We start from the raw sequence: 21634 nt of genomic DNA on the forward strand, positions 1-21634 counted from the left end.
CCGCGCCGGCCGGCACGCGGCGCGCCGGCGGGGCGCTGCGCGGCGCCTCGCTGCCGCCGCCGCTGTCGCCGACCAAGCTGGCGCCGGAGCGCTGGCCGCCGCCGCTGTGCGCCGAGCTGGCCTGCTGGTTAAAACCGTTGTTCTGGTTGGACATGCCGGCCGAGACGGTGGCGTTGCCCAGCTGGATGCCGGCTTCGCTCATCATTTCGCGCAGCTTGGGCATGGCCGCTTCCAGCGCCTGGCGCACTTCCGGCTGGGCCGAGCTGAAGGCGGCGGTGGCCTGGTCCTTGTTGATGCTCAGCACCACTTGCAGCGGGCCGAGGTCGGGCGGATTCAATTCCATGGTGGCGCTTTGCTCGCCGCCGGCGGCCATGAAGATGATCTTCTGGCCCAGTTGCTGATCCCAGGCCTGGGTGCCGACACGGCTGCTGAGCTTGTCCGTCGGCACGGCGCTGACGGCGGTCTTGGCCGCTTCCAGCGCCGATTGCGCGCTCGGCGCGATGGTGATGGCCGGGGCGGCTTCCTTCAGCAGCGGCGCCGCTTCGGTCGGCTGCGTGGTCTTGCCGGTGAACACAGGTTGCAGCGGATCGGATTGGCGCGGCGTGGCGCGCGCCACGTTGTCCGGATGTTCCATGCCGGGGCCGACCTTGATCGGCGCCGCCGGTTCGGCTGCTTCGGCCGGCGCGGCGTCGGTGGTGTCGGACAGGGTATCGATGACCGGGCCGTCCGGGATGGCGCTGACCGGCTTGCTGTCGGCCACTACCGGCTTGACCGGGGCGGCGCTCGCGGCAACGGCGGCGGTCGTGGTGCTGGCGGCGGTGGCGGCCTTGGCGGCTGCCGCTGCGGCAGCTGCCGCGTCGGCGGCGGTTTGAGCGGTCGAGCCGGCTTTCGTCAGGGCGGCCTTGAAATCGGCGGCGGCGTTGGCGTCGGCGCCGGCTTGGGCGGTTTTCAGGGTGTCGGCCTCCAGCGTGGCGGCGGCGGGCAGGGCGGCGCGGCGCACCGCAGCGCGGCGGTCGGCGGCGTCGCCGCGCGACTGGAACATCGCCTGCAGCTTGCTGTGGAAGGTGGCCAGCGTGAAGGGCTTGATCAGGCAATCGGTCACGCCGGCCTGGGCCGCCGCGCGCAAGCCGTCGCGGTTGGCTTCGCTCGGCAGCAGCATGAAAGGCAGTTCGATGTCGGAAAGATTGCTGCGCACCCATTGCAGCAACTGCAGGCCGTTCATGCCCGGCATGTCGAGATCGGAAATGACGGCGGCGATCGGCCGTTCGGCCAGGATGCGGCAGGCCTCCTCGCCGCTGCCGGCCAGGTAGACGTTGACGAAACCCAGGTCGGCCAGGATGCCTTTGACCACGGAGCGCATCTGCTGGTTGTCGTCCACCACCAGCAACGGCAGCGATCGGTCGATATTCAAAGCGGGCATAGGCAGATTCCAGCATGATAGTAAATCGCCCGGCGGATGCTGCTGCGGCGGGCGGTTGCGCGGGTGCAACAGGTCCTCAGGGCGCGGGCGCACAAGTCCACATCTTAGCGTTAAATTATTTCTCTTCGGAAGCTATTTGAAGTGATGTCGCGTAAAACACCAGATACAATTGAATCGCCATCTACATTGTGGCGCAGGCTTTGTTTCTGAGATACAGTTGGACTCACGGCATCCACCGAACGAGATGCCGAGAGACTCTACAGCGGGGTGGCGTCCAGTGAAGAACACTAGCGGCTTCGACAGTAAAATTCTGCTCCCCTTCGGCCTGGCCGGCGGGGGCGCCCTGGGGACGATGTTGGCCGGTTGGAGTGCCTGGGGTTGGTACACCGTTTTATGGTCGGCGCTGCTGCTGGCGGCCGCGGCATGGAGCGTGCGCGGCGCCGCCGCATCGGCGCTGGGCGGTGGCGAACGGGCCATGATCGAGGACTACCTCGACGCCCGCGAACGCTTCGGCGACGCCGTGCTGCCGATCTGGTGCCGCCACATCGAAAACTCCCGCACTCAAATGGAAGAAGCCGTGGCCGACCTGGCCGGGCGCTTCTCCAGCATCGTCGACAAGCTCGACGACGCGGTCCACGTCTCCAGCCATGATAGCGGCAAAGGCGGCGGCAAAGACGGCAAGGGCGACGGCAGCTCGATGACCGAAATTTTCTCCCGCAGCGAAACCCAGCTCGGCTCGGTGGTGACGTCGATGAAATCGGCCATGTCGTCCAAGCACGCCATGCTGGCCAAGATCAAGGACCTGGAACGCTTCACCCGCGAACTGCGCGACATGGCCGAAGGCGTGGCCAGCATCGCCGCGCAAACCAATCTGCTGGCGCTGAACGCCGCCATCGAAGCGGCGCGCGCCGGCCCGGCCGGACGCGGCTTCGCGGTGGTGGCGCAGGAAGTGCGCAACCTGTCGAGCCGCTCGGCCGAGACCGGCCGCAACATTTCCAACCGCGTCGGCCTGATCAGCAGCGCCATCCTGGCCGCCAGCCAGGCGGCCGAGCAGTCGAGCGAGCAGGAAGACAAGTCCATGCAGTCGGCCGAAGGCATGATCGAATCGGTGCTGGGCGACTTCCGCCAGATGACCGACGCGCTGGTGCAGTCGTCCGACAAACTCAAGGAGAGCAGCATCGGCATCCAGGGCGAGGTGGGCGAGGCGCTGGTGCAGCTGCAGTTCCAGGACCGGGTCAGCCAGGTGATGGCCCATGTGCGCGAAAACATGGAGCTGTTGCCGGCGCTGCTGCGCGAGAACCGCGACCGCTACGTCGCCGACCAGGTGCTGGAGGCGCTGGACGCCCAGCCGCTGTTGCACGAGCTGCAAAAGACCTACGCCATGGCGGAAGAACACGCGGTGCACGGCGGCTCCAGCCACGCCGCGCCGGTGGCGGCCGCCGCCGACGAGATTACCTTTTTCTGACGTTTTTTCTGACGCTTTTTCTGAAGATTAACCGAGGTAGAGAACATGGCTAAAACCATCATGGTGGTCGACGATTCGGCCTCCCTGCGTCAAGTGGTCGGCATCGCGCTCAAGGGCGCCGGCTACGATGTCATCGAAGGACGCGACGGCGTCGATGCGCTGTCCAAATGCACCGGCCAGAAAATCCATCTGGTGGTGTGCGACGTCAACATGCCGAATATGGACGGCATCACTTTCGTGCGCGAATTCAAGCAGCTGCCCTTGTACAAATTCACGCCGGTGATCATGCTCACCACCGAGTCGCAGGAGAGCAAGAAGGAAGAGGGCAAGGCGGCCGGCGCCAAGGCCTGGGTGGTCAAGCCGTTCAAGCCGGAAGTGCTGCTCGGCGCCGTTGCCAAACTCGTCATGCCATAACCCACGGAGGACGCCATGTCCGATGAATCTGGAGTAGCCGTCGCCCGCATCGCCATCGACGGCGAGATGACGATCTACCGCGCCGCCGACCTCAAGGCGACCGTGCTGGACGCCTTGCGCAAGACGCAGGTGCTGGAGATCGACCTGTCCGGCATCACCGAACTCGACACGGCCGGCCTGCAAGTGCTGATGCTGGCCAAGCAGACCGCCAACGCCCACCAGCGCGAACTGCGCCTGGTCAAGCACAGCCCGGCGGTGGTGGAAATCCTGGAAATGCTGGACCTGGGCGCCTTCTTCGGCGACGCCCTGCTGATACACGCCTGATTCCTTCATCTGTTTCTTTTTGTTCCGAGGGCATGACCATGAACCTGGACGAAGCACTACAGACCTTCATCACCGAAAGCCGCGAGCTGCTGGAAGACATGGAGAACGCGCTGCTCAACGTCGACATCGCCGGCGACCAGGGCGAGGCGATCAACGCCATCTTCCGGGCGGCCCACACCATCAAGGGCTCGGCCGGGTTGTTCAGCCTGGACCACATCGTCGCCTTCACCCACGTGGTCGAGAGCCTGCTGGACGAAGTGCGCGACGGCCGCGTGACGCTCAACGATGAAATGATCGTGCTGCTGCTGTCCTGTTGCGACTACCTGTCCGGCATGACCGACGCGCTGGCCGCCGGCCAGCTGGAGGCCGATCCCGACACCGCGCCGGAAGGCGAGATGCTGCTGCAGCAGCTGCGCCGCCACATGGCCGGCGGCGCCGCCGAAGCCCAGGCCGAGGCGGCGGAGGCGTCGCTGGCGGTGCACGCCGAGCCGGGCGTCGAGCGCATCGACCAGGAGCGGGGCGACAGCGACTACTGGCATATCTCGCTGCGCTTCGGCCGCGGCGTGCTGCAGAACGGCATGGACCCGATCGCCTTTCTGCGCTACCTGGCCAAGCTCGGCAAGATCGTCGGCATCGCCACCGTGCCGGACGCGCTGCCCGGCGCCGAGGACATGGACGCCGAGCTGTGCTACCTGGGCTTCGAGATCGCCTTCGACAGCACGGCCGACCGCGAAGCCATCGCCGGCGTGTTCGAGTTCGTGCAGGACGACTGCGAGATCCGCATCATTCCGCCGCACAGCAAGGTGTCGCACTACGTCGACCTGATCCGCGCCCTGCCGGAGCAGGCCGCGCGCCTGGGCGAGATCCTGGTGCGCTGCGGCAGCGTCACCTCGCACGAGCTGGAGGGCGCGCTGCACCAGCAGTCCCATCCCGCCAATTCGCTGGACGAGGTCACGCCGCAGCAGCTGGGCAGCATCCTGGTCGGCGCCGGCAGCGTGCCGCCGGTGGTGGTCGAGGCCGCGCTGGCCAAGCAGAAGCAGGTCAGCGAACAGAAGGCGCAGGAGAGCCGCTCGATCCGCGTCGATTCCGACAAGCTCGACCGCCTGATCGACCTGGTGGGCGAGCTGATCATCGCCGGCGCGCGCGCCAATATGATCGGCCAGCACATCCAGAACACCGAGCTGCAGGAATGCACCTCGACCCTGTCCGGCCTGGTGGAGGAGGTGCGCGACGCCGCGCTGGAACTGCGCATGGTCAAGATAGGCGCCACCTTCAACCGCTTCCAGCGCGTGGTGCACGACGTCGCCCGCGAGCTGGGCAAGGACATCGGCCTGATCGTCGACGGCGAGGATTCCGAGCTGGACAAGACCGTGGTGGAGAAGATCGGCGATCCGCTGATGCACCTGGTGCGCAACGCCATGGACCACGGCATCGAGCCGGGCGACGTGCGGGTGGCCAACGGCAAGCCGGCCAAGGGCATGATCAAGCTCAACGCCTTCCATGAATCGGGCAGCATCGTCATCGAAGTGAGCGACGACGGCGGCGGCCTGCGCAAGGAGAAGATCCTGGCCAAGGCGGTCGAGCGCGGCCTGGTGGACGCCGACCGCAAGCTGACCGACAGCGAGATCTACAACCTGATCTTCGAGGCCGGCTTCTCGACCGCGGAAAAAATCACCAACCTGTCCGGGCGCGGGGTCGGCATGGACGTGGTCAAGCGCAACATCACGGCGCTGCGGGGCAGCGTCGACGTCTCCAGCAAGGAGGGCGCCGGCACCACCGTCACGGTGCGCCTGCCGCTGACCCTGGCGATCATCGACGGCTTCCTGGTGCAGGTGGGCGGCTCGGTGTTCGTGATCCCGCTCGACATGATCGAGGAGTGCATCGAGTACGCCACCGAGCCGGGCCAGGACTATTGCAACCTGCGCGGCCAGGTGCTGCCGTTTGTCCGGCTGCGCGAGCTGTTCCGCATCGGCGGCGCCTCGACGCGGCGCGAGAGCATCGTCGTGCTCAAGCTGGGCAACCACCGCGCCGGGCTGGTGGTCGATACCCTGCTGGGCGAGTTCCAGACCGTCATCAAGCCGCTCAGCCCGATGTTCAGCGAAGTCAAATGCATCAGCGGCTCCACCATCCTGGGCAGCGGCGAAGTGGCGCTGATCCTGGACGTGTCGGCATTGATGCACACCGTCAGCGGCAAGGGCGCCGCCGTGGCGCTGGCGGCTTAGTCGAGCGCCCAATTGTGAAGAGGATGAGATGAATACAGCAGCGAACGAAGCAGTAGTCAACAAGGTGGTCACCTATGGCAGCAGTGCCATCGTCGCGCTGCAAAGCGGCGCCGCCCTGCCCAGCCAGTTCCTGACCTTCATGCTGGGCGAGGACCCGTACGCGGTCGGCATCCTGCACATCAAGGAGATCATCGAGTACGGCGCGCTGGCCACGGTGCCGATGATGCCGCCCTGCGTGCGCGGCGTGATCAACCTGCGCGGCGCGGTGGTGCCGGTGATGGACCTGTCGGCGCGCTTCGATCGCGGCCCCAGCGTGATCGGCAAGCGCAGCTGCATCGTCATCGTCGAGGTCGACGGCGGCGCCGGCGACAACAAGCAGGTGCTGGGCATGCTGGTCGACGCCGTCAACGCGGTGGTGGAAATCGCCGCCGGCGACATCGAGCCGGCGCCGTCCTTCGGCACCCGCATCCGCCCCGACTTCATCGCCGGCATCGGCAAGTACAACGGCAAGTTCGTGATCCTGCTCGACATCGAGCATGTGCTGTCGAGCGAGGAAATCGTCGAGATGGCGCGTGGCACCGTCGCCATGCACCACTGCTGAGCCGGCGGCCCCCATGCCTGCCGTCACCATCACCGAGCGCGAGTTCTTACAGTTTCAGCGCTTCATCTACGAGGCGGCGGGGATCTGCATGGCCAACGGCAAGCAGGCGCTGGTCAGCGGGCGCCTGGCCAAGCGCCTGGCGCACTACCAGCTGGAGACTTACGGCGACTACCTGCGCCTGCTCGAGAGCCGCGCCCAGCCGGCCGAGCTGCAGGTGGCGGTCGACCTGCTGACCACCAACGAGACCTATTTCTTCCGCGAACCCAAGCACTTCGCGCTGCTGCGCGAGCTGGCGCTGGAGGCGCGCGACAAGCGGCAGACGCCGCGCGTCTGGAGCGCCGCCAGCTCCAGCGGCGAGGAAGCCTACAGCATCGCCATGGTGCTGGCCGACGTGCTCGACGACGCGCCGTGGGAAGTGCTGGGCACCGACATCAGCACCCGCGTGCTGGAGCGCGCGCGCTGCGGCCACTACCCGATGGAGCGCGCCAGCCAGATGCCGGCCGCCTACCTGAAGCGCTTTTGCCTCAAGGGCCAGGGCAGCGAGACCGGCACCCTGCTGATCGAGCGCGCGCTGCGCCAGCGGGTGCAGTTCCGCCACCTGAACCTGAACGAGCCGCTGCCCAAGCTGGGCAGCTTCGACGTGATCTTCCTGCGCAACGTGATGATCTACTTCAACCTGGCCACCAAGCGCCAGGTGGTGGCGCGTTTGCTGGCGCAGCTGCGGCCGGGCGGCTACTTCCTGATCGGCCACTCGGAAACGCTGAACGACATCAACGACACCCTGGTTGCGGTGGCGCCTTCGATCTACCGCAAGCCATGATCGTGACGCTGACCATGCCCGACTCAAAGCTCATCGACATATTCCTGATGCCCGGCGATTACTTCGTCGGCGACGAGCGCTATCGGGTGCGCACGCTGCTGGGGTCCTGCGTGTCGGTCACGCTGTGGCATCCGGCGCTGCGCATCGGCGCCATGTCGCACTTCCTGCTGCCGGGCACCGGCCGCAAGAAAAGCCACGACAAGCCGGGCATCTATGGCGCCGACGCCATGGACCTGCTGTTGCGCGGCATGGCGCGCCACGGCGTGCCGCTGATCCAGTGCCAGGGCAAGATCTTCGGCGGCGCCGCCATGTTCCCGCGCAGCGTCAAGGTGCGCGACATCGGCATGCAGAACGGCGACTATGCCCGCACGCTGCTGCAGCAGCATGGCATACGCGTGGTGTCCGAAAGCCTGTTCGGCGAAGGACACCGTCAACTGATCTTCACCATCCGCAGCGGCGAGGTATTGAGCCGCCAGGTGCCGCCGGAAGCTATGGCCGGCGGCACTGCGGGGCCGGACAAGGAGAAGGCATGAGTGCAATCAATGTCATGATCGTCGATGACTCGGCGGTGGTGCGGCAGGTGCTGAGCAGCCTGCTGAACGCGGCGCCCGGCATCGTGGTCGGCCACGCGGTGGCCAATCCGCTGCTGGCGATGGAGCGCATGAAGGTGCAGTGGCCGGACGTGATCGTGCTCGACGTCGAGATGCCCAAGATGGACGGCATCACCTTCCTGCGCAAGATCATGAGCGAGCATCCGACGCCGGTGGTGATCTGCTCGACCTTGACCGAGAAGGGCGCGCAGACTTCGGTCGAGGCGCTGTCCGCCGGCGCGGTGGCCATCATCACCAAGCCGCGGCTGGACCTGAAGCAGTTCCTGCACGATTCGGCCGACGAGCTGGTGTCGGCGGTGCGGGCCGCGGCCGGCGCCCGCGTCGGCAAGCTGGTCAACCGTCCGGCGCCGCCGCCGGTGACGGCCAAGCTGAACGCGGACGCGGTGCTGCCGCCGTCCGACTTCCGGCCGATGACCGCCACCACCGAGCGGGTGGTGGCGATCGGCACCTCGACCGGCGGCACCCAGGCGCTGGAGGAGGTGCTGACGGCGCTGCCGCGGGTCTCGCCCGGCATCGTGGTGGTGCAGCACATGCCGGAGAAATTCACCGCCGCCTTCGCCGCCCGCCTCGACAGCGTGTGCCAGGTGCGCGTCAAGGAGGCGGCCAACAACGACCGCGTGCTGCAAGGCATGGTGCTGATCGCCCCGGGCGGCAAGCACATGCTGTTGCGCCGCACCGGCGCCCAGTATTTCGTCGAGGTGGTGGACGGCCCGCTGGTCAACCGCCACCGGCCGTCGGTGGACGTGCTGTTCCGCTCCACCGCGCGCGCGGCCGGCGCCAACGCGCTGGGCGTGATCATGACCGGCATGGGCGACGACGGCGCCGCCGGCATGCTGGAGATGCACAAGGCCGGCGCCCGCACGGTGGCGCAGGACGAGGCCAGCTGCGTGGTGTACGGCATGCCCAAGGAAGCGGTCAAGCGCGGCGGCGTCGAGAAGTCGCTGCCGCTGAACGCGATCTACCGCGAAATCCTGCAACAGCTGTCCTACTGATGGCCGCCATCATGCCCACCCTGACCCTCGCCGACAGCCTGACCGCGACGCCGCGCGCCTGGAGCGGCCAGCGGGTGCTGGTGGTGGAGGACAGCGTGGTGCAGCGCGGCTACCTGGCCGGCCTGCTGCGCCAGCTTGAATTCGGCGAAGTGCTGGAGGCGGCCGACGGCAACGAAGCCTTGCAGCTGCTGGAGCGCCTGGGCGGCGAGGCGATCTTCCTGGTGCTGACCGACCTGGAAATGCCGGGCATGGACGGCATCGAGCTGACCTGCCAGCTGCGCGAGCGGCAGCTGGCGCAAAACCTGATCGTGGTCAGCGCGCGCGATCCGCGCCTGCTGGAGATCATCGAGAGCATGAACTTCGAAGACGCCTGCATGGACTTGCTGGGTACCTTGCTCAAGCCGGTGCAGCTGGACGCGCTGGCGATGCTGCTCGACCGCGCCGGCAAGAAGGCGGTGCCGCGGCCGGCCTGCGCGCAGCCGGACCTGCCCGGCCTGGACGAGCTGGCGCAGGCCATCGAACGCCAGGAATTCCTGGCGCACTTCCAGCCCAAGGTGACCATCCAGAACGGCCATCTGAAAGGCCTGGAGGCGCTGGCGCGCTGGCAGCATCCGGGCCGCGGCCTGCTGTCGCCGCTGCACTTCATCGAGACGATGGAGGGCACGCCGCTGATGGCGGAGTTCACGCTGGGCATGGTGCGCCAGGTGCTGGACCGCTTGCTGGAATGGACCCAGAACGGCCTGCCGTCGCTGACGGTGTCGATCAACCTGTCGGCCGACAACCTGGCCGAACGCGCCTTCATCGACCGCCTGACGGCGCTGGTGATGGCCTCCGGCGTGCCGCCGTCGGCGCTGGTGTGGGAAGTGACCGAGACCAGCGTGATGCGCCAGCTGTCGCAGGCGCTGACCAATATGGGACGCTTGCGGCTGATGGGCTTCGGCCTGGCGATGGACGATTTCGGCATCGGCTATTCGTCGATGCAGCAGTTCGCCCGCTGCCCGTTCACCGAACTGAAGATCGACCGCGCCTTCGTCCACGGCGCCTCGCAATGGCCGAACCGCCACGTGGTGCTGAAAAGCGCGCTCGACCTGGGCCAGAGCCTGGGCGTGGCCACCGTGGCCGAGGGCGTGGAAACGCTGGCGGACTGGAAGCTGCTGCGCGAACTGGGCTGCGACATGGCGCAGGGCTACCTGCTGGCCAAGCCGATGCCGGCCGGGGAACTGGTGGGCTGGATCAGGCAGGACCGGCGCCGCCTGCGCGCGCTGGCGGAACAACCGTAGTACCTCACACATCCGATCGTTGTCGTCTCAGGGAGTCATTATGTTGTCTACTTTAACGGTCAGGGCCAAGATCCTCATCCTGCTGGCGGTGGCGGTGCTGGCACTGGTGGTGGTGGTGCTGATCGCCTTCGCGGGCCTGAAGCAGGAGGGCGCGATGCTGATGGAAATCGGCAAGAACCGCCTGCCCTCGGTGCAGGCGCTGCAAACGGTCAGCGAGGGCCAGACGGCGCTGCGCTCGGCCAACCGCTCCATGGATACGATCGCCGCCTATCCGGACGAGATGGATATCATCGCCCACGAAATCAAGCGCAAGCAGGAAATCTGGGGCAATGTCGATAAAGCCTGGAAGGTCTACGAGCCGCTGCCGCAGGAGGCCGAAGAGGCGGCCTTGTGGAAGACCTTCGTCAAGCAGTGGGACGCCTGGAAGGCGCGCGACGCCGGCATCAGCGAACTGGCCGGCCAGATAGTGCGGGCCGACGCCGCCAAGCGCAAGGAGCTGTTCGTCGCCTTGCATGGCGCCGTCAAGGACGCCCGTCCCTTCTTCCATGACGCCGAGGAAAGCCTGAACAAGCTGGTGGCGCTGAATGTCGGCTACGGCGACGCCGCCGTCAAGCAGGCCGACGAGGCGTCCGCGCACGCGCTCAGCCTGATGTACACCAGCGCCGGCGTGGCGCTGGCGCTGCTGGTGGCGATCGGCCTGCTGATTTTGAACGGCATCATGAAGCAGCTGGGCGGCGATCCCTCGTATGCGGCCGAGATCGTGCGCCTGGTGGCGGACGGCGACCTCAGGACCGAGGTCGCGCTCAAGCCCGGCGACAGCACCAGCCTGCTGGCGGCGATGAAGGGCATGATAACCAAGTTGTCGCAGGTGGTGCAGGAGGTGAACAGCGGCGCCGAATCGTTGGCCAGCGCCTCCGAGGAAGTGAGCGCGACGGCGCAATCGTTGTCGCAGGCGGCCAGCGAGCAGGCCGCCGGCACCGAAGAAACCAGCGCCTCGGTGGAGCAGATGACGGCGTCGATTTCGCAGAACACGGAGAACGCCAAGGTCACCGACGGCATCGCCAGCAAGGCCGCGCTGGAGGCGGCCGAGGGCGGCGAGGCGGTCGAATCGACGGTGGCGGCGATGCGCCAGATCGCCAAGAAGATCGGCATCATCGACGACATCGCCTACCAGACCAACCTGCTGGCGCTGAACGCGGCGATCGAGGCGGCGCGCGCCGGCGAGCACGGCAAGGGCTTCGCGGTGGTGGCGGCCGAGGTGCGCAAGCTGGCCGAGCGCAGCCAGGTGGCGGCGCAGGAAATCGAACAGGTGGCGTCGAGCAGCGTGCAGCTGGCGGAGAAGGCAGGCCGCCTGCTGAGCGAGATGGTGCCGAATATCCGCCGCACCTCCAACCTGGTGCAGGAGATCACGGCGGCGTCGGAGGAGCAGTCGGCCGGGGTCGGCCAGATCAACTCGGCCGTCACGCAGCTGAGCCAGACCACGCAGCAGAACGCCTCCAGTTCCGAGCAGCTGGCCGCCACCGCCGAAGAGATGAGCGGCCAGGCCGAACAGCTGCAGCAGGCGATGTCCTTCTTCAAGCTGGCCGGTGAGTCGCGGCCGATCCGCACGGTGACGGTGGCGCGCCAGGCGGGCAAGCCGAAGCCGCGTCCGGCCGGCGACATGGCCGGCAGCCGCCGCATGGCGGAAATGCGGGAGCCGGACGAATCGCATTTTGTTAAATTCTGAGCGAGGCAGCGATGAATACCCTGACTGTATCCGAAACCAGGCAGTTGGCCGCCGGCGGCCCTGCGCAGTACCTCAGTTTCATGCTGGGCCAGGACATGTTCGCGATCGGCATCCTGGCGGTGCGCGAAATCCTTGAATACGCCGGCGTCACGCCGGTGCCGCAGATGCCGGCCTGTATCAGCGGCGTGATCAACCTGCGCGGCACCGCCGTGCCGGTGCTGGACCTGGCGCGCCGGCTGGAGCGCGAGCCGTCGCCGATCGGCAAGCGCACCTGCATCATCGTGGTCGAAGTCGACAGCGACGAGGGCGCGTTCGTGATCGGCATCCTGGTCGACGCGGTCAACGCGGTGCTCGATATTCCGCCGGCCGACGTCGAGCCGGCGCCCAGTTTCGGCGCCCAGGTGCGGGCCGAAATGCTGCAGGGGATAGGCAAGGTGCAGGGGCGCTTCGTGCTGCTGCTGAACGTGCAACACGTGGTGGCGGCCAGCGAACTGGCCGCGCTGGCGGCAGGCGGCGCTTTGCCGCAAACTTCATAACGCATACAACCGGGAGCTGCGCATGTTTTCCTCCATAACAGTCAGGACCAAGATCCTGACGCTGATCGCTGTCGCCGTTCTGGCGCTGTTGCTGGTGATGGTGATCGCTTTCCAGGGCTTGAAGAAAGAAAGCGAGATGTTGGCGGAGATCGGCAAGAACCGCCTGCCGTCGGTGCAGGCGCTGATGGCCATCAACGAAGGCAAGACCGCGATCCGTTCGGCCAACCGCGGCGCCGACGTGGTTGCGATGTCGCCGGAGGACACGGCGGAAATCGCTCAGCAGATCAAGCGCCGCGGCGAGATCTTCGCCGAGATCGACAAGGCCTGGAAGATTTACGACCCCTTGCCGCAGAGCAGCGAGGAGGCGGCGCTGTGGAAGATCTTTGTCAAGCAGTGGGATGGCTGGAAGCAGAAGGACGCGGAGTTCGGCGAGCTGCTGAAGCAGATCATCGGCGCCGATACGGCCAAGCGCAAGGACTTGTTCGTTGCGCTGCACCGCAATCTGACCGACAACCGACCGGCTTTCCGCGCGGTCGAGGAGAGCCTGGACAAACTGGTGGCGATGAACGTCAAGTACGGCGACGACGCCGTGACCGAGGCCGACGCGGCGTCGGCCAGCGCGTCGAGGAGCATGTACGTGGCTTCCGGCGTGGCGTTGGCGCTGCTGGTGGCGCTGGGTATGCTGATCCTGAACGGCATCCTCAAACAGCTGGGCGGCGATCCGTCGTATGCGGCCGAGATCGTGCGCCAGGTGGCGGACGGCGATCTCAGCGCCGACGTCGCGCTCAAGCCCGGCGACAGCACCAGCCTGCTGGCGGCGATGAAGGGCATGATAGCCAAGCTGTCGCAGGTGGTGCAGGAAGTGAACAACGGCGCCGAGGCGCTGGCCAGCGCCTCCGAGGAAGTGAGCGCGACCGCGCAATCGCTGTCGCAGGCGGCCAGCGAGCAGGCCGCCGGCACGGAAGAAACCAGCGCCTCGGTGGAGCAGATGACGGCGTCGATTTCGCAGAACACGGAGAACGCCAAGGTCACCGACGGCATGGCCAGCAAGGCGGCGCTTGAGGCGGCCGAGGGCGGCGAGGCGGTCAAGTCGACGGTGGCGGCGATGCGGCAGATCGCCAAGAAGATCAGCATCATCGACGATATCGCCTACCAGACCAATTTGCTGGCGCTGAACGCGGCGATCGAGGCGGCGCGCGCGGGCGAGCACGGCAAGGGCTTTGCGGTGGTGGCGGCCGAGGTGCGCAAGCTGGCCGAGCGCAGCCAGGTGGCGGCGCAGGAGATCGAACAGGTGGCGTCGAGCAGCGTGCAGCTGGCGGAAAAGGCCGGCAGCCTGCTCGATTCCATGGTGCCGAATATCCGCCGCACCTCCGACCTGGTGCAGGAGATCACGGCGGCGTCGGAGGAACAGTCGGCCGGCGTCGGCCAGATCAACTCGGCCGTCACGCAGCTGAGCCAGACCACGCAGCAGAACGCCTCCAGCTCCGAGGAACTGGCCGCCACCGCCGAAGAGATGAGCGGCCAGGCCGAACAGCTGCAGCAGACCATGTCCTTCTTCAAGCTGGCCGGGGTGTCGCGGCCGATGCGCACGGTGGTGGCGGCGCGCCCGCCGCGCCAGACGGGCAAGCCGAAGCCGCGTCCGGCCGGCGACATGGCAGGCAGCCGCCGCATGACGGAAATGAGCGAACCGGACGAATCGCATTTCGTCAAATTCTAAGCGAAGCAGGGCCGGCAAGGCGCCGGGACAGGCGCCGCCGGATTGTTGTGATCAACTTCATATCAAGACCTGGGGAGGCATCATGTTGCGCCAACTGAAAATCAGCACGTATCTGGGTTTGTCCTTCGGTTTCATTGTCGTGCTGCTGATAGGCGGCATCATGCTGGGTATCTCCAAGCTGGGTGCGATCAACGACCTGAATAACGTCGTCATCCAGGACCGCTATCCCAAGGTCGTGCTGACCTATAAGTGGATCGGCGACGTCAACCTGATCGCGCGCTCGCTGCGCAACGCCATCATCTTCACCGACCCCAAGACGATCAACGCGGAGCTGGAGCGCATCACCACCGCGGACGGGCGCATCGGTGAAAACGTCAAAAAACTCAAGGACATCGTGCGCAACCAGAAGGGCAAGGACCTGCTGGCCAAGACGCTGGCGGCCGAGAGCCAGTACCTGGCGGTGCGCGCCGACTTCATCGCCCTGGTGCGCGCCGGCAAACGCGACGAAGCCGCCCCCATCCTGATCGAAAAGCTGCGGCCGGTGCAGAGCGCGTATTTCGGCGCGCTCGACGCCATGAACGACTACCAGGCCGAGGCGATGGCGGTGGCCGACAAGGAAACCGACGAGCAGTACGAGAGCGCGCGCCAGCAGTTGATCACCACCGGCGTCGTGGCGGCCGTGCTGGCCTCGCTGCTGGCCTTCCTGATCGTGCGCGGGCTGATGCGCCAGCTGGGCGGCGAGCCGGCCTACGCGGTCGACGTGGTGCGCGCCGTGTCCGAGGGCGATCTGAGCGTGGTGGTGCAGCTGCGCGCCAACGACCGCAGCAGCCTGCTGGCGGCGATGAAGGTCATGATAGACAAACTGTCGCAGGTGGTGCAGGAAGTGAACACCGGCGCCGAGGCGCTGGCCAGCGCTTCCGAGGAAGTCAGCGCGACGGCGCAATCGCTGTCGCAGGCGGCCAGCGAGCAGGCCGCCGGCACCGAGCAGACCAGCGCCTCGGTGGAGCAGATGACGGCGTCGATTTCGCAGAACACGGAAAACGCCAAGGTCACCGACGGCATCGCCAGCAAGGCGGCGGCGGAGGCGACCGAGGGCGGCGAGGCGGTCAAGTCGACGGTGGCGGCGATGCAGCAGATCGCCAAGAAAATCCATATCATCGACGACATCGCCTACCAGACCAACCTGCTGGCGCTGAACGCGGCGATCGAAGCGGCGCGCGCCGGCGAGCACGGCAAGGGCTTCGCGGTGGTGGCGGCCGAGGTGCGCAAGCTGGCCGAGCGCAGCCAGGTGGCGGCGCAGGAAATCGAACAGGTGGCGTCGAGCAGCGTGCAGCTGGCGGAAAAGGCCGGCGGCTTGCTCGATGCAATGGTGCCGAACATCCGCCGCACCTCCAACCTGGTGCAGGAGATCACGGCGGCGTCGGAGGAACAGTCGGCCGGCGTCGGCCAGATCAATTCGGCCGTCACACAGCTGAGCCAGACCACGCAGCAGAACGCCTCCAGTTCCGAGCAACTGGCCGCCACCGCCGAAGAGATGAGCGGGCAGGCTGAACAGCTGCAGCAGGCGATGTCCTTCTTCAAGCTGGCCGGAGCAGGCCGCTACTGACGTGGGGTGTACGCCACAGGTGAGTATTGGTGAGATTTGCGGCGGCAGATTGGTTCACAATGAATTGTGACCGTGTTGCCGACTGGAGAATTCGCTTATGTTCAAGCAAATGAAGATGGAGACCCGGCTGCATGCCGGCTTTGGCGGCATCGTGCTGCTGGTGATCTTGCTGGGGGGGGTAGCCTTCGCCAAGCTGAGTTCGCTGCATGAACACTGGAGCGACTTCGAGACCATCACCCTGGTGCGCAAGAACGCCGTGCTGGAAGGCGTTACCGCCCATGGCCAGGCGGTTCATCATTTCAAGAACTATATCCTGCGCGGCGGCGAAAACAACAGCAAATTCCGCGCCGATCTGGCGGTTATCGACAAGGAGATGACCGACTACAAGGCCGTGGGTAGCGTGACGCCGGAGGAGCAGGCCTTGCTCGCCGAAATTTCGACGGCAACCCGCAGCTACGGCGAGAGCATGATCCAGCTGGAAGCGATGCACGAAAAGGGTATGACGCCGCAGGAGATGGACAAGGCCATCAAGGGCGCCGACGAGGCTATCTCCTCAGCTTTCCGCAAGCTGCTCAAAGTGAACGACAGCGAAACCAAGGGCGAATCGGCTGCCATGACGGAAGTGACCGACTCCGCCAAGAAGCTGATCCTGGGTATCGACATTGTGATCGCGGTGCTCGGTTGTGTGCTGGCGGTGTGGCTGGCGCGCAGCCTGTCGGGCATCGTGCGCGAAGTGCAGTCGGTGGTGGGCAGCCTGGCCGGCGCCTCCGAGGAAGTCAGCTCGACCGCGCAGTCGCTGTCGCAGGCGGCCAGCGAGCAAGCGGCGGGCGTGGAGGAGACCAGCGCCTCGATCGAGCAGATGACGGCGTCGATCGCGCAGAATACGGAAAACGCCAAGATCACCGACGGCATCGCCACCCAGGCGGCGGTGGATGCGGCGCGCGGCGCCGAAGTGGTCAAGGCCACGGCGGCGGCGATGAAGCAGATCGCCAGCAAGATCGGCATCATCGACGACATCGCCTATCAAACCAACCTGCTGGCGCTGAACGCGGCGATCGAGGCGGCGCGCGCGCACGAGCACGGCAAGGGCTTCGCGGTGGTGGCGGCCGAGGTGCGCAAGCTGGCCGAGCGCAGCCAGGTGGCGGCGCAGGAAATCAGCAAGGTGGCGTCGGACAGCGTGGAGCTGGCCGAGCAGGCCGGCCATATGTTCGATGCGCTGGTGCCGAACATCCGCAAGACGTCGGATTTGGTGCAGGAGATTTCGGCGGCGTCGGAAGAGCAGAGCTCGGGCGTGCGGCAGATTAACAGCGCGGTGGGTCAGCTCAGCCAGACCACCCAGGTCAACGCGGCCAGCTCGGAGGAACTGGCGGCGACGTCGGAAGAGATGAGCGCGCAGGCCGAGCAACTGACCCGGCTGATGGCGGTGTTCAAACAGTATGCGGCTGAGGAGGCGCCGCGCGCCGGAGCGGCGCGCCGGCCGGTGGTGTTGAAGACCGGCGGCGTCAAGTCCGCGCGCCCGGCGCGCAAACTCGATCTGGTGGCCGACGGCGCGCCGGACGAGACCAAGTTCACGCGCTTCTAACCCCGCAGGACCGAAGAGGGGTCAGACCCCGTACGGGGTCTGACCCCGGCGGCGGCGCGCCGGTTGGGGGTTAAGGCTTGACGAACTTCAGCGTCATGCGGTCGCTCTCGCCGATGGCCTTGTACATGGCGCGGTCTTCGTCCTTGTTGGCGTAGGTCGGCGGCAGCGCCCAGACGCCGCCTTTGTGCTCGGCCTTGTCCTTGGGATTGGCGTTGACTTCCGACTTGTCCGCCAGCTTGAAGCCGGCCGCTTCGGCCAGGCCGATCACATACTTCTCGTGCACATAGCCGGCGCTGGCCTCCTTGCCCTCCGCCTTGGAGGCCGGCAGGCGGTGCTCGACCACGCCGAACACGCCGCCTTTCTTCAGGCTGGTGTAGACGCTGCCGATCAGCGCTTTCATGTTGTCCGGGCCGTCTTCCGTCCAGTTGTGGATATTGCGGAAGGTCAGCACCATGTCGACGCTGCCGGCCGGCGCGAACTCGTACTTGCGCGGCGGCGAGAACACGCCCAGCGCCACCTTGTTGTACACCTCCGGCTTGGCGTTCAGGCGCGCCATGAAGCGCTCGGCGGCCTTGCGCTCGTTGGCGTCGGGCGCGGCCAGGTCGTTGCCGGCGGCGATCAGCTTGCCGTGGTCGCGCAGGTAGGGCGCCAGGATCTCGGTGTACCAGCCGCCGCCCGGCGACAGCTCGACCACCGTCATGGTCGGCTTGATGCCGAAGAAGTTCAGCGTTTCATACGGATGGCGATAGACGTCGCGCTCCACGTTGGCCGGGGTGCGCGACGGCGCGGCGATGGCGGCCTTCAGCGCCGCATCTTCGGCGGCGTAGGCGCCGCCGGCGATCAACATGGTGGTGGCCAGGACGGCAAGTACGGTTCGTTTCATGCAAAGTCTCCTGAGGGTTCGTTTGTTTGGACGATGCGCAACCGCTCGCCCTGCGCGATCATGGTCCAGGCTTGCCATAAGGTCAAGCGAATTGGGACGGCGCTCCGCCCAGCCGTGACGGCCCGTCCCGGCGGACACCGGGCGGACACTTTCGGACACTGGCGGACAGTCGAGCGGACAGATAGGCGGACACTTCAGGTCTGAATCTCCTGCCCGCCGCACCAACTTGCAACATGAATACCCGTGGCACGCATTTTGCCTATCTCCTTCCTTAATCCGGCGCTAATATTGCAAAACCGGCGGAAACGGCGGCGGATATTCAGGTGTAGTGCAAAGCAACGAGTGGTAACGAAGTAGTTCCAGCTAGAAAAGCAAATAAAAAGCAGAACCCCGGGCGACCGGCCCGCAATCTAATCCTTGCTGTTACGTTTTTGGAGATACGATGGAACGACGTGCATTCCTCAATGTTAGTAGTCTGGCCCTGGGCACGATGCTGCTGCCCGCCTTCGGCCGTGCAATCGCGGCGGAAGAGCTGCTCAAGCCAGTCGCCCTGCAATTCAAGAAAATGCTGGCCGATACCGCGATGACCGCGGCGACCCAGGCCGGCGCCTCCTACTGCGACGTGCGTGTGGGCCGCTACCTGAACCAGTTCATCACCACCCGCGACCTGAACGTCGAGAACGTGGTCAACACGGAATCGGCCGGGGTCGGCGTGCGCGTGATCGCCGGCGGCGCCTACGGCTTTGCCGCTACCAACGACATGAGCCCGGACGGCGTCGCCGCCGCCGCGCGCCAGGCGGTCGCCATCGCCAAGGCCAACGCCAAGCTGCAGACCGAGCCGGTCATCCTGGCGCCGGTCAAGGGCGTCGGCGAAGTGTCGTGGGCCACGCCCATCGTCAAGGACTGGCGCACCGTCGCCATCAAGGACAAGGCCGAGCTGCTGATCGCCGCCAACAAGGCCGGCATGGAGGGCGGCGCCAGCTTCATGCAGTCGCTGCTGTTCCAGGTCAACCAGCAGAAGTACTTCGCCTCCACCGACGGCTCCTATATCGACCAGGACGTGCATCGCCTGTGGATGCCGGTGTTCGCCACCGCCGTCGACCAGAAGACCAACAAGTTCCGTTCGCGCCAGGGCCTGTCGTCGCCGGTCGGCATGGGCTACGAATACCTGGACGCGCGTCCCGAACACAAGATCAAGGCGGCCGGCGGCGTGACCACGCTGTACACCAAGTCCTACGATTTGATCGAGGATGCGCGCGCGGCCGGCAAGCAGGCCAAGCAGAAGCTGACCGCCAAGTCGGTCGAGCCGGGCAAGTACGACCTGGTGCTGTCGCCGGAACACATGTGGCTGACCATCCACGAATCGGTCGGCCACCCGACCGAGCTCGATCGCGTGCTGGGCTATGAGGCCAACTACGCCGGCACCAGCTTCGCCACGCTCGACAAATGGCAGTCCAAGAAGTTCAAGTACGGCTCGGACATGGTCAACATCGTCGCCGACAAGACCACCCCGGGTTCGCTGGCCAACGTCGGCTACGACGACGAAGGCGTCAAGTGCAAGCGCTGGGACATCATCAAGGACGGCATCCTGGTCAACTACCAGGCCACCCGCGACCAGGCCCACATCATCGGCGAGAAGGAATCGCACGGCTGCTCGTATGCGGACAACTGGAGCAGCGTGCAGTTCCAGCGCATGCCCAACGTCTCGCTGCAAGCCGGTAAAAAGAAGATGACCCCGGACGAAATGGTCAAGGACGTCAAGAAGGGCATCTACATCGTCGGCGACGGTTCCTTCTCGATCGACCAGCAGCGCTACAACTTCCAGTTCGGCGGCCAGCTGTTCTACGAAATCAAGAACGGCAAGATCGGCGAGATGCTGGAGGACGTGGCCTATCAATCGAACACCCAGGAGTTCTGGAATGCCTGCGCCGGTCTGTGCGACGAGCGCGATTGGCGCATGGGCGGTTCCTTCTTTGACGGTAAAGGCCAGCCTTCGCAGGTGTCGGTGGTGTCGCATGGCTCCAGCACGGCGCGCTTCAACGGCATCAACGTCATCAACACCGCACGCAAAATCGGCTAAGCCCTGGAGACCACGAGATGAAGAATTTGAGTCAAGACGAAGCAAAACGTATCAGCGACAAGGTGCTGTCCTTTTCCAAGGGCGACCAGTGCGAAGTGAACATCACCGGCAGCCGCAAGGGCAATATCCGCTACGCGCGCAACGCCGTGTCGACCGCCGGCTTGATCGAGGACACGCAGCTGGCGGTGTCGGTCGCCTTCGGCAAGAAGCAGGGCACGGCCACCATCAACGAGTTTGACGACAAGTCGCTGGAAAAAGTGGTGCGCCGCGCGGAAGACCTGGCCCGCCTGGCGCCGGAAAATCCGGAGTTCATGCCGACGCCGACCAAGCAGCAATACAAGGCCAGCGAGACCTTCTTCCAGAAGACCGCCGACATCGATCCCGAATTCCGCGCGCAGGTGGCGGCCTACAGCATCGAGAACAGCAAGAAGAACAAGCTGGTGGCGGCTGGCTTCTTCAGCGACAGCACCCAGTTCAACACCATCGCCAACTCGAACGGCGTGTTCGGCTACCAGCAGGACACTGGCCTGGACTTCACCGTGACCGTGCGCACCGAAGACGGCCGCGGTTCGGGCTGGGCCAAGCGCAGCGTGGGCGACGTCAGCAAGTTCGACGCGCGCGAAGCGTCCAACGTGGCGATTGAAAAAGCGCTGCGTTCGGTGGAAGCCAAGGCGCTGGAACCGGGCCGCTACACGGTGATCCTGGAACCGGCGGCGACGTCGGACCTGCTGGCCTTCATGTTCAACGGTTTCGATGCGCGCCAGGCCGACGAGGGCCGCAGCTTCCTGTCGAAAAAGGGCGGCGGCAACCGCATGGGCGAGAAGCTGTTCGACGAGCAGGTCAACGTCTGGGCCGACCCGTGGGACAAGGACGTAGCGGTGCTGCCGTGGGACGGCCAGAACATGCTGGCGCGCGAACGCCAGGACATCATCAAGGGCGGCAAGATCGCCAACCTCGATTACTCGACCTACTGGGCCAAGAAGCAGGGCAAGCGCGCGGTCGGCGCGCCGGGCAACATCATCATGGCCGGCTCCAACAAGTCGACCGAGGAGCTGATCGCCAATACCAAGAAGGGCGTGCTGGTCACCCGCACCTGGTACATCCGCATGGTCGATCCGCAGTCGGTGCTGCTGACCGGCTTGACCCGCGACGGCACCTTCTACATCGAGAACGGCAAGATCAAGCATCCGATCAAGAACTTCCGCTTCAACGAAAGCCCGGTGACGATGTTGAACAACATCGAGGAGCTGGGCCGGCCTGAGATCCTGTCGGGTGACGAGTCGCAGTTCCAGCTGCTGATCCCGGCGATGCGGGTGCGGGACTTCAACTTCACCTCGTTGTCGGACGCGGTTTAA

Annotated in this window: 18 protein-coding genes; 16 read left to right on the forward strand and 2 right to left on the reverse strand. The window is 65.9% G+C overall.

Annotated elements, in window-relative coordinates; all coding sequences use genetic code 11:
- Positions 1-1420 (reverse strand): flagellar hook-length control protein FliK (locus tag V6M89_RS10885; protein ID WP_332853205.1); only part of this gene is annotated, 1420 nt, incomplete at its 3' end.
- Between the two features lie 277 nt (positions 1421-1697).
- On the opposite strand from V6M89_RS10885, the gene V6M89_RS10890 reads away from it, so the two are divergent.
- The 14 genes from V6M89_RS10890 to V6M89_RS10955 all read left to right on the forward strand — a co-directional run bounded on the left by V6M89_RS10890 (position 1698) and on the right by V6M89_RS10955 (position 17316).
- Positions 1698-2885 (forward strand): methyl-accepting chemotaxis protein, encoded by a 1188-nt coding sequence (locus tag V6M89_RS10890; protein ID WP_332853206.1) that lies wholly within the window; start codon positions 1698-1700, stop codon positions 2883-2885.
- A 45-nt stretch (positions 2886-2930) separates the two neighbouring features.
- On the forward strand, positions 2931-3299 hold the full coding sequence (locus tag V6M89_RS10895) for a response regulator (protein WP_116993658.1): 369 nt from the start codon (positions 2931-2933) through the stop codon (positions 3297-3299).
- Positions 3300-3314: 15 nt separating this feature from the next.
- Complete coding sequence (locus V6M89_RS10900; protein ID WP_332853207.1) at positions 3315-3623, forward strand: STAS domain-containing protein; 309 nt, start codon at positions 3315-3317, stop codon at positions 3621-3623.
- Positions 3624-3661: 38 nt separating this feature from the next.
- Positions 3662-5845, forward strand: a complete 2184-nt coding sequence (locus V6M89_RS10905; RefSeq protein WP_332853208.1) for a chemotaxis protein CheA — start codon at positions 3662-3664, stop codon at positions 5843-5845.
- A 28-nt stretch (positions 5846-5873) separates the two neighbouring features.
- The gene (locus V6M89_RS10910) at positions 5874-6446 is read left to right on the forward strand and encodes a chemotaxis protein CheW (protein ID WP_332853209.1); all 573 of its coding nucleotides are present in this window, start codon (positions 5874-5876) and stop codon (positions 6444-6446) included.
- Positions 6447-6459: 13 nt separating this feature from the next.
- Positions 6460-7266, forward strand: coding sequence for a CheR family methyltransferase (locus V6M89_RS10915; RefSeq protein ID WP_332853210.1), 807 nt, complete (start codon positions 6460-6462; stop codon positions 7264-7266).
- Between the two features lie 14 nt (positions 7267-7280).
- Positions 7281-7799, forward strand: coding sequence for a chemotaxis protein CheD (locus V6M89_RS10920; protein WP_332853211.1), 519 nt, complete (start codon positions 7281-7283; stop codon positions 7797-7799).
- On the forward strand, positions 7796-8869 hold the full coding sequence (locus V6M89_RS10925) for a protein-glutamate methylesterase/protein-glutamine glutaminase (protein ID WP_332853212.1): 1074 nt from the start codon (positions 7796-7798) through the stop codon (positions 8867-8869). The genes V6M89_RS10920 and V6M89_RS10925 overlap by 4 nt, the downstream gene beginning before the upstream one ends.
- 11 nt (positions 8870-8880) lie before the next feature.
- On the forward strand, positions 8881-10149 hold the full coding sequence (locus V6M89_RS10930) for an EAL domain-containing response regulator (RefSeq protein WP_332853213.1): 1269 nt from the start codon (positions 8881-8883) through the stop codon (positions 10147-10149).
- Positions 10150-10189: 40 nt separating this feature from the next.
- Positions 10190-11875, forward strand: coding sequence for a HAMP domain-containing methyl-accepting chemotaxis protein (locus tag V6M89_RS10935; protein ID WP_332853214.1), 1686 nt, complete (start codon positions 10190-10192; stop codon positions 11873-11875).
- 11 nt (positions 11876-11886) lie between these two features.
- The gene (locus V6M89_RS10940) at positions 11887-12411 is read left to right on the forward strand and encodes a chemotaxis protein CheW (protein ID WP_332853215.1); all 525 of its coding nucleotides are present in this window, start codon (positions 11887-11889) and stop codon (positions 12409-12411) included.
- Positions 12412-12433: 22 nt separating this feature from the next.
- Complete coding sequence (locus V6M89_RS10945; RefSeq protein ID WP_332853216.1) at positions 12434-14128, forward strand: methyl-accepting chemotaxis protein; 1695 nt, start codon at positions 12434-12436, stop codon at positions 14126-14128.
- Between the two features lie 82 nt (positions 14129-14210).
- The gene (locus V6M89_RS10950) at positions 14211-15734 is read left to right on the forward strand and encodes a methyl-accepting chemotaxis protein (RefSeq protein WP_332853217.1); all 1524 of its coding nucleotides are present in this window, start codon (positions 14211-14213) and stop codon (positions 15732-15734) included.
- Positions 15735-15831: 97 nt separating this feature from the next.
- Complete coding sequence (locus V6M89_RS10955) at positions 15832-17316, forward strand: methyl-accepting chemotaxis protein (RefSeq protein WP_332853218.1); 1485 nt, start codon at positions 15832-15834, stop codon at positions 17314-17316.
- 70 nt (positions 17317-17386) lie between these two features.
- On the opposite strand, the gene V6M89_RS10960 is transcribed toward V6M89_RS10955, so the two are convergent.
- On the reverse strand, positions 17387-18199 hold the full coding sequence (locus V6M89_RS10960; RefSeq protein WP_332853219.1) for a class I SAM-dependent methyltransferase: 813 nt from the start codon (positions 18197-18199) through the stop codon (positions 17387-17389).
- A gap of 442 nt (positions 18200-18641) precedes the next feature.
- Here V6M89_RS10960 and V6M89_RS10965 point away from each other — a divergent pair, with 442 nt between their 5' ends.
- Both V6M89_RS10965 and V6M89_RS10970 read left to right on the forward strand, forming a co-directional pair.
- Complete coding sequence (locus tag V6M89_RS10965; protein WP_332853220.1) at positions 18642-20279, forward strand: TldD/PmbA family protein; 1638 nt, start codon at positions 18642-18644, stop codon at positions 20277-20279.
- Positions 20280-20296: 17 nt separating this feature from the next.
- Positions 20297-21634 (forward strand): TldD/PmbA family protein, encoded by a 1338-nt coding sequence (locus tag V6M89_RS10970; protein ID WP_332853221.1) that lies wholly within the window; start codon positions 20297-20299, stop codon positions 21632-21634.

Source organism: Duganella sp. S19_KUP01_CR8, from assembly GCF_036688705.1.
Classification (GTDB): Bacteria; Pseudomonadota; Gammaproteobacteria; order Burkholderiales; family Burkholderiaceae_D; genus Rugamonas.

Coding starts and splice junctions, on each gene's coding strand:
- V6M89_RS10950 (WP_332853217.1), top strand. CDS start 14,211: ATGTTGCGCCAACTGAAAATCAGCACGTATCTGGGTTTGTCCTTCGGT.
- V6M89_RS10915 (WP_332853210.1), top strand. CDS start 6,460: ATGCCTGCCGTCACCATCACCGAGCGCGAGTTCTTACAGTTTCAGCGC.
- V6M89_RS10910 (WP_332853209.1), top strand. CDS start 5,874: ATGAATACAGCAGCGAACGAAGCAGTAGTCAACAAGGTGGTCACCTAT.
- V6M89_RS10940 (WP_332853215.1), top strand. CDS start 11,887: ATGAATACCCTGACTGTATCCGAAACCAGGCAGTTGGCCGCCGGCGGC.
- V6M89_RS10905 (WP_332853208.1), top strand. CDS start 3,662: ATGAACCTGGACGAAGCACTACAGACCTTCATCACCGAAAGCCGCGAG.
- V6M89_RS10945 (WP_332853216.1), top strand. CDS start 12,434: ATGTTTTCCTCCATAACAGTCAGGACCAAGATCCTGACGCTGATCGCT.
- V6M89_RS10900 (WP_332853207.1), top strand. CDS start 3,315: ATGTCCGATGAATCTGGAGTAGCCGTCGCCCGCATCGCCATCGACGGC.
- V6M89_RS10930 (WP_332853213.1), top strand. CDS start 8,881: ATGCCCACCCTGACCCTCGCCGACAGCCTGACCGCGACGCCGCGCGCC.
- V6M89_RS10935 (WP_332853214.1), top strand. CDS start 10,190: ATGTTGTCTACTTTAACGGTCAGGGCCAAGATCCTCATCCTGCTGGCG.
- V6M89_RS10925 (WP_332853212.1), top strand. CDS start 7,796: ATGAGTGCAATCAATGTCATGATCGTCGATGACTCGGCGGTGGTGCGG.
- V6M89_RS10970 (WP_332853221.1), top strand. CDS start 20,297: ATGAAGAATTTGAGTCAAGACGAAGCAAAACGTATCAGCGACAAGGTG.
- V6M89_RS10955 (WP_332853218.1), top strand. CDS start 15,832: ATGTTCAAGCAAATGAAGATGGAGACCCGGCTGCATGCCGGCTTTGGC.
- V6M89_RS10895 (WP_116993658.1), top strand. CDS start 2,931: ATGGCTAAAACCATCATGGTGGTCGACGATTCGGCCTCCCTGCGTCAA.
- V6M89_RS10960 (WP_332853219.1), bottom strand. CDS start 18,199: ATGAAACGAACCGTACTTGCCGTCCTGGCCACCACCATGTTGATCGCC.
- V6M89_RS10965 (WP_332853220.1), top strand. CDS start 18,642: ATGGAACGACGTGCATTCCTCAATGTTAGTAGTCTGGCCCTGGGCACG.
- V6M89_RS10920 (WP_332853211.1), top strand. CDS start 7,281: ATGCCCGACTCAAAGCTCATCGACATATTCCTGATGCCCGGCGATTAC.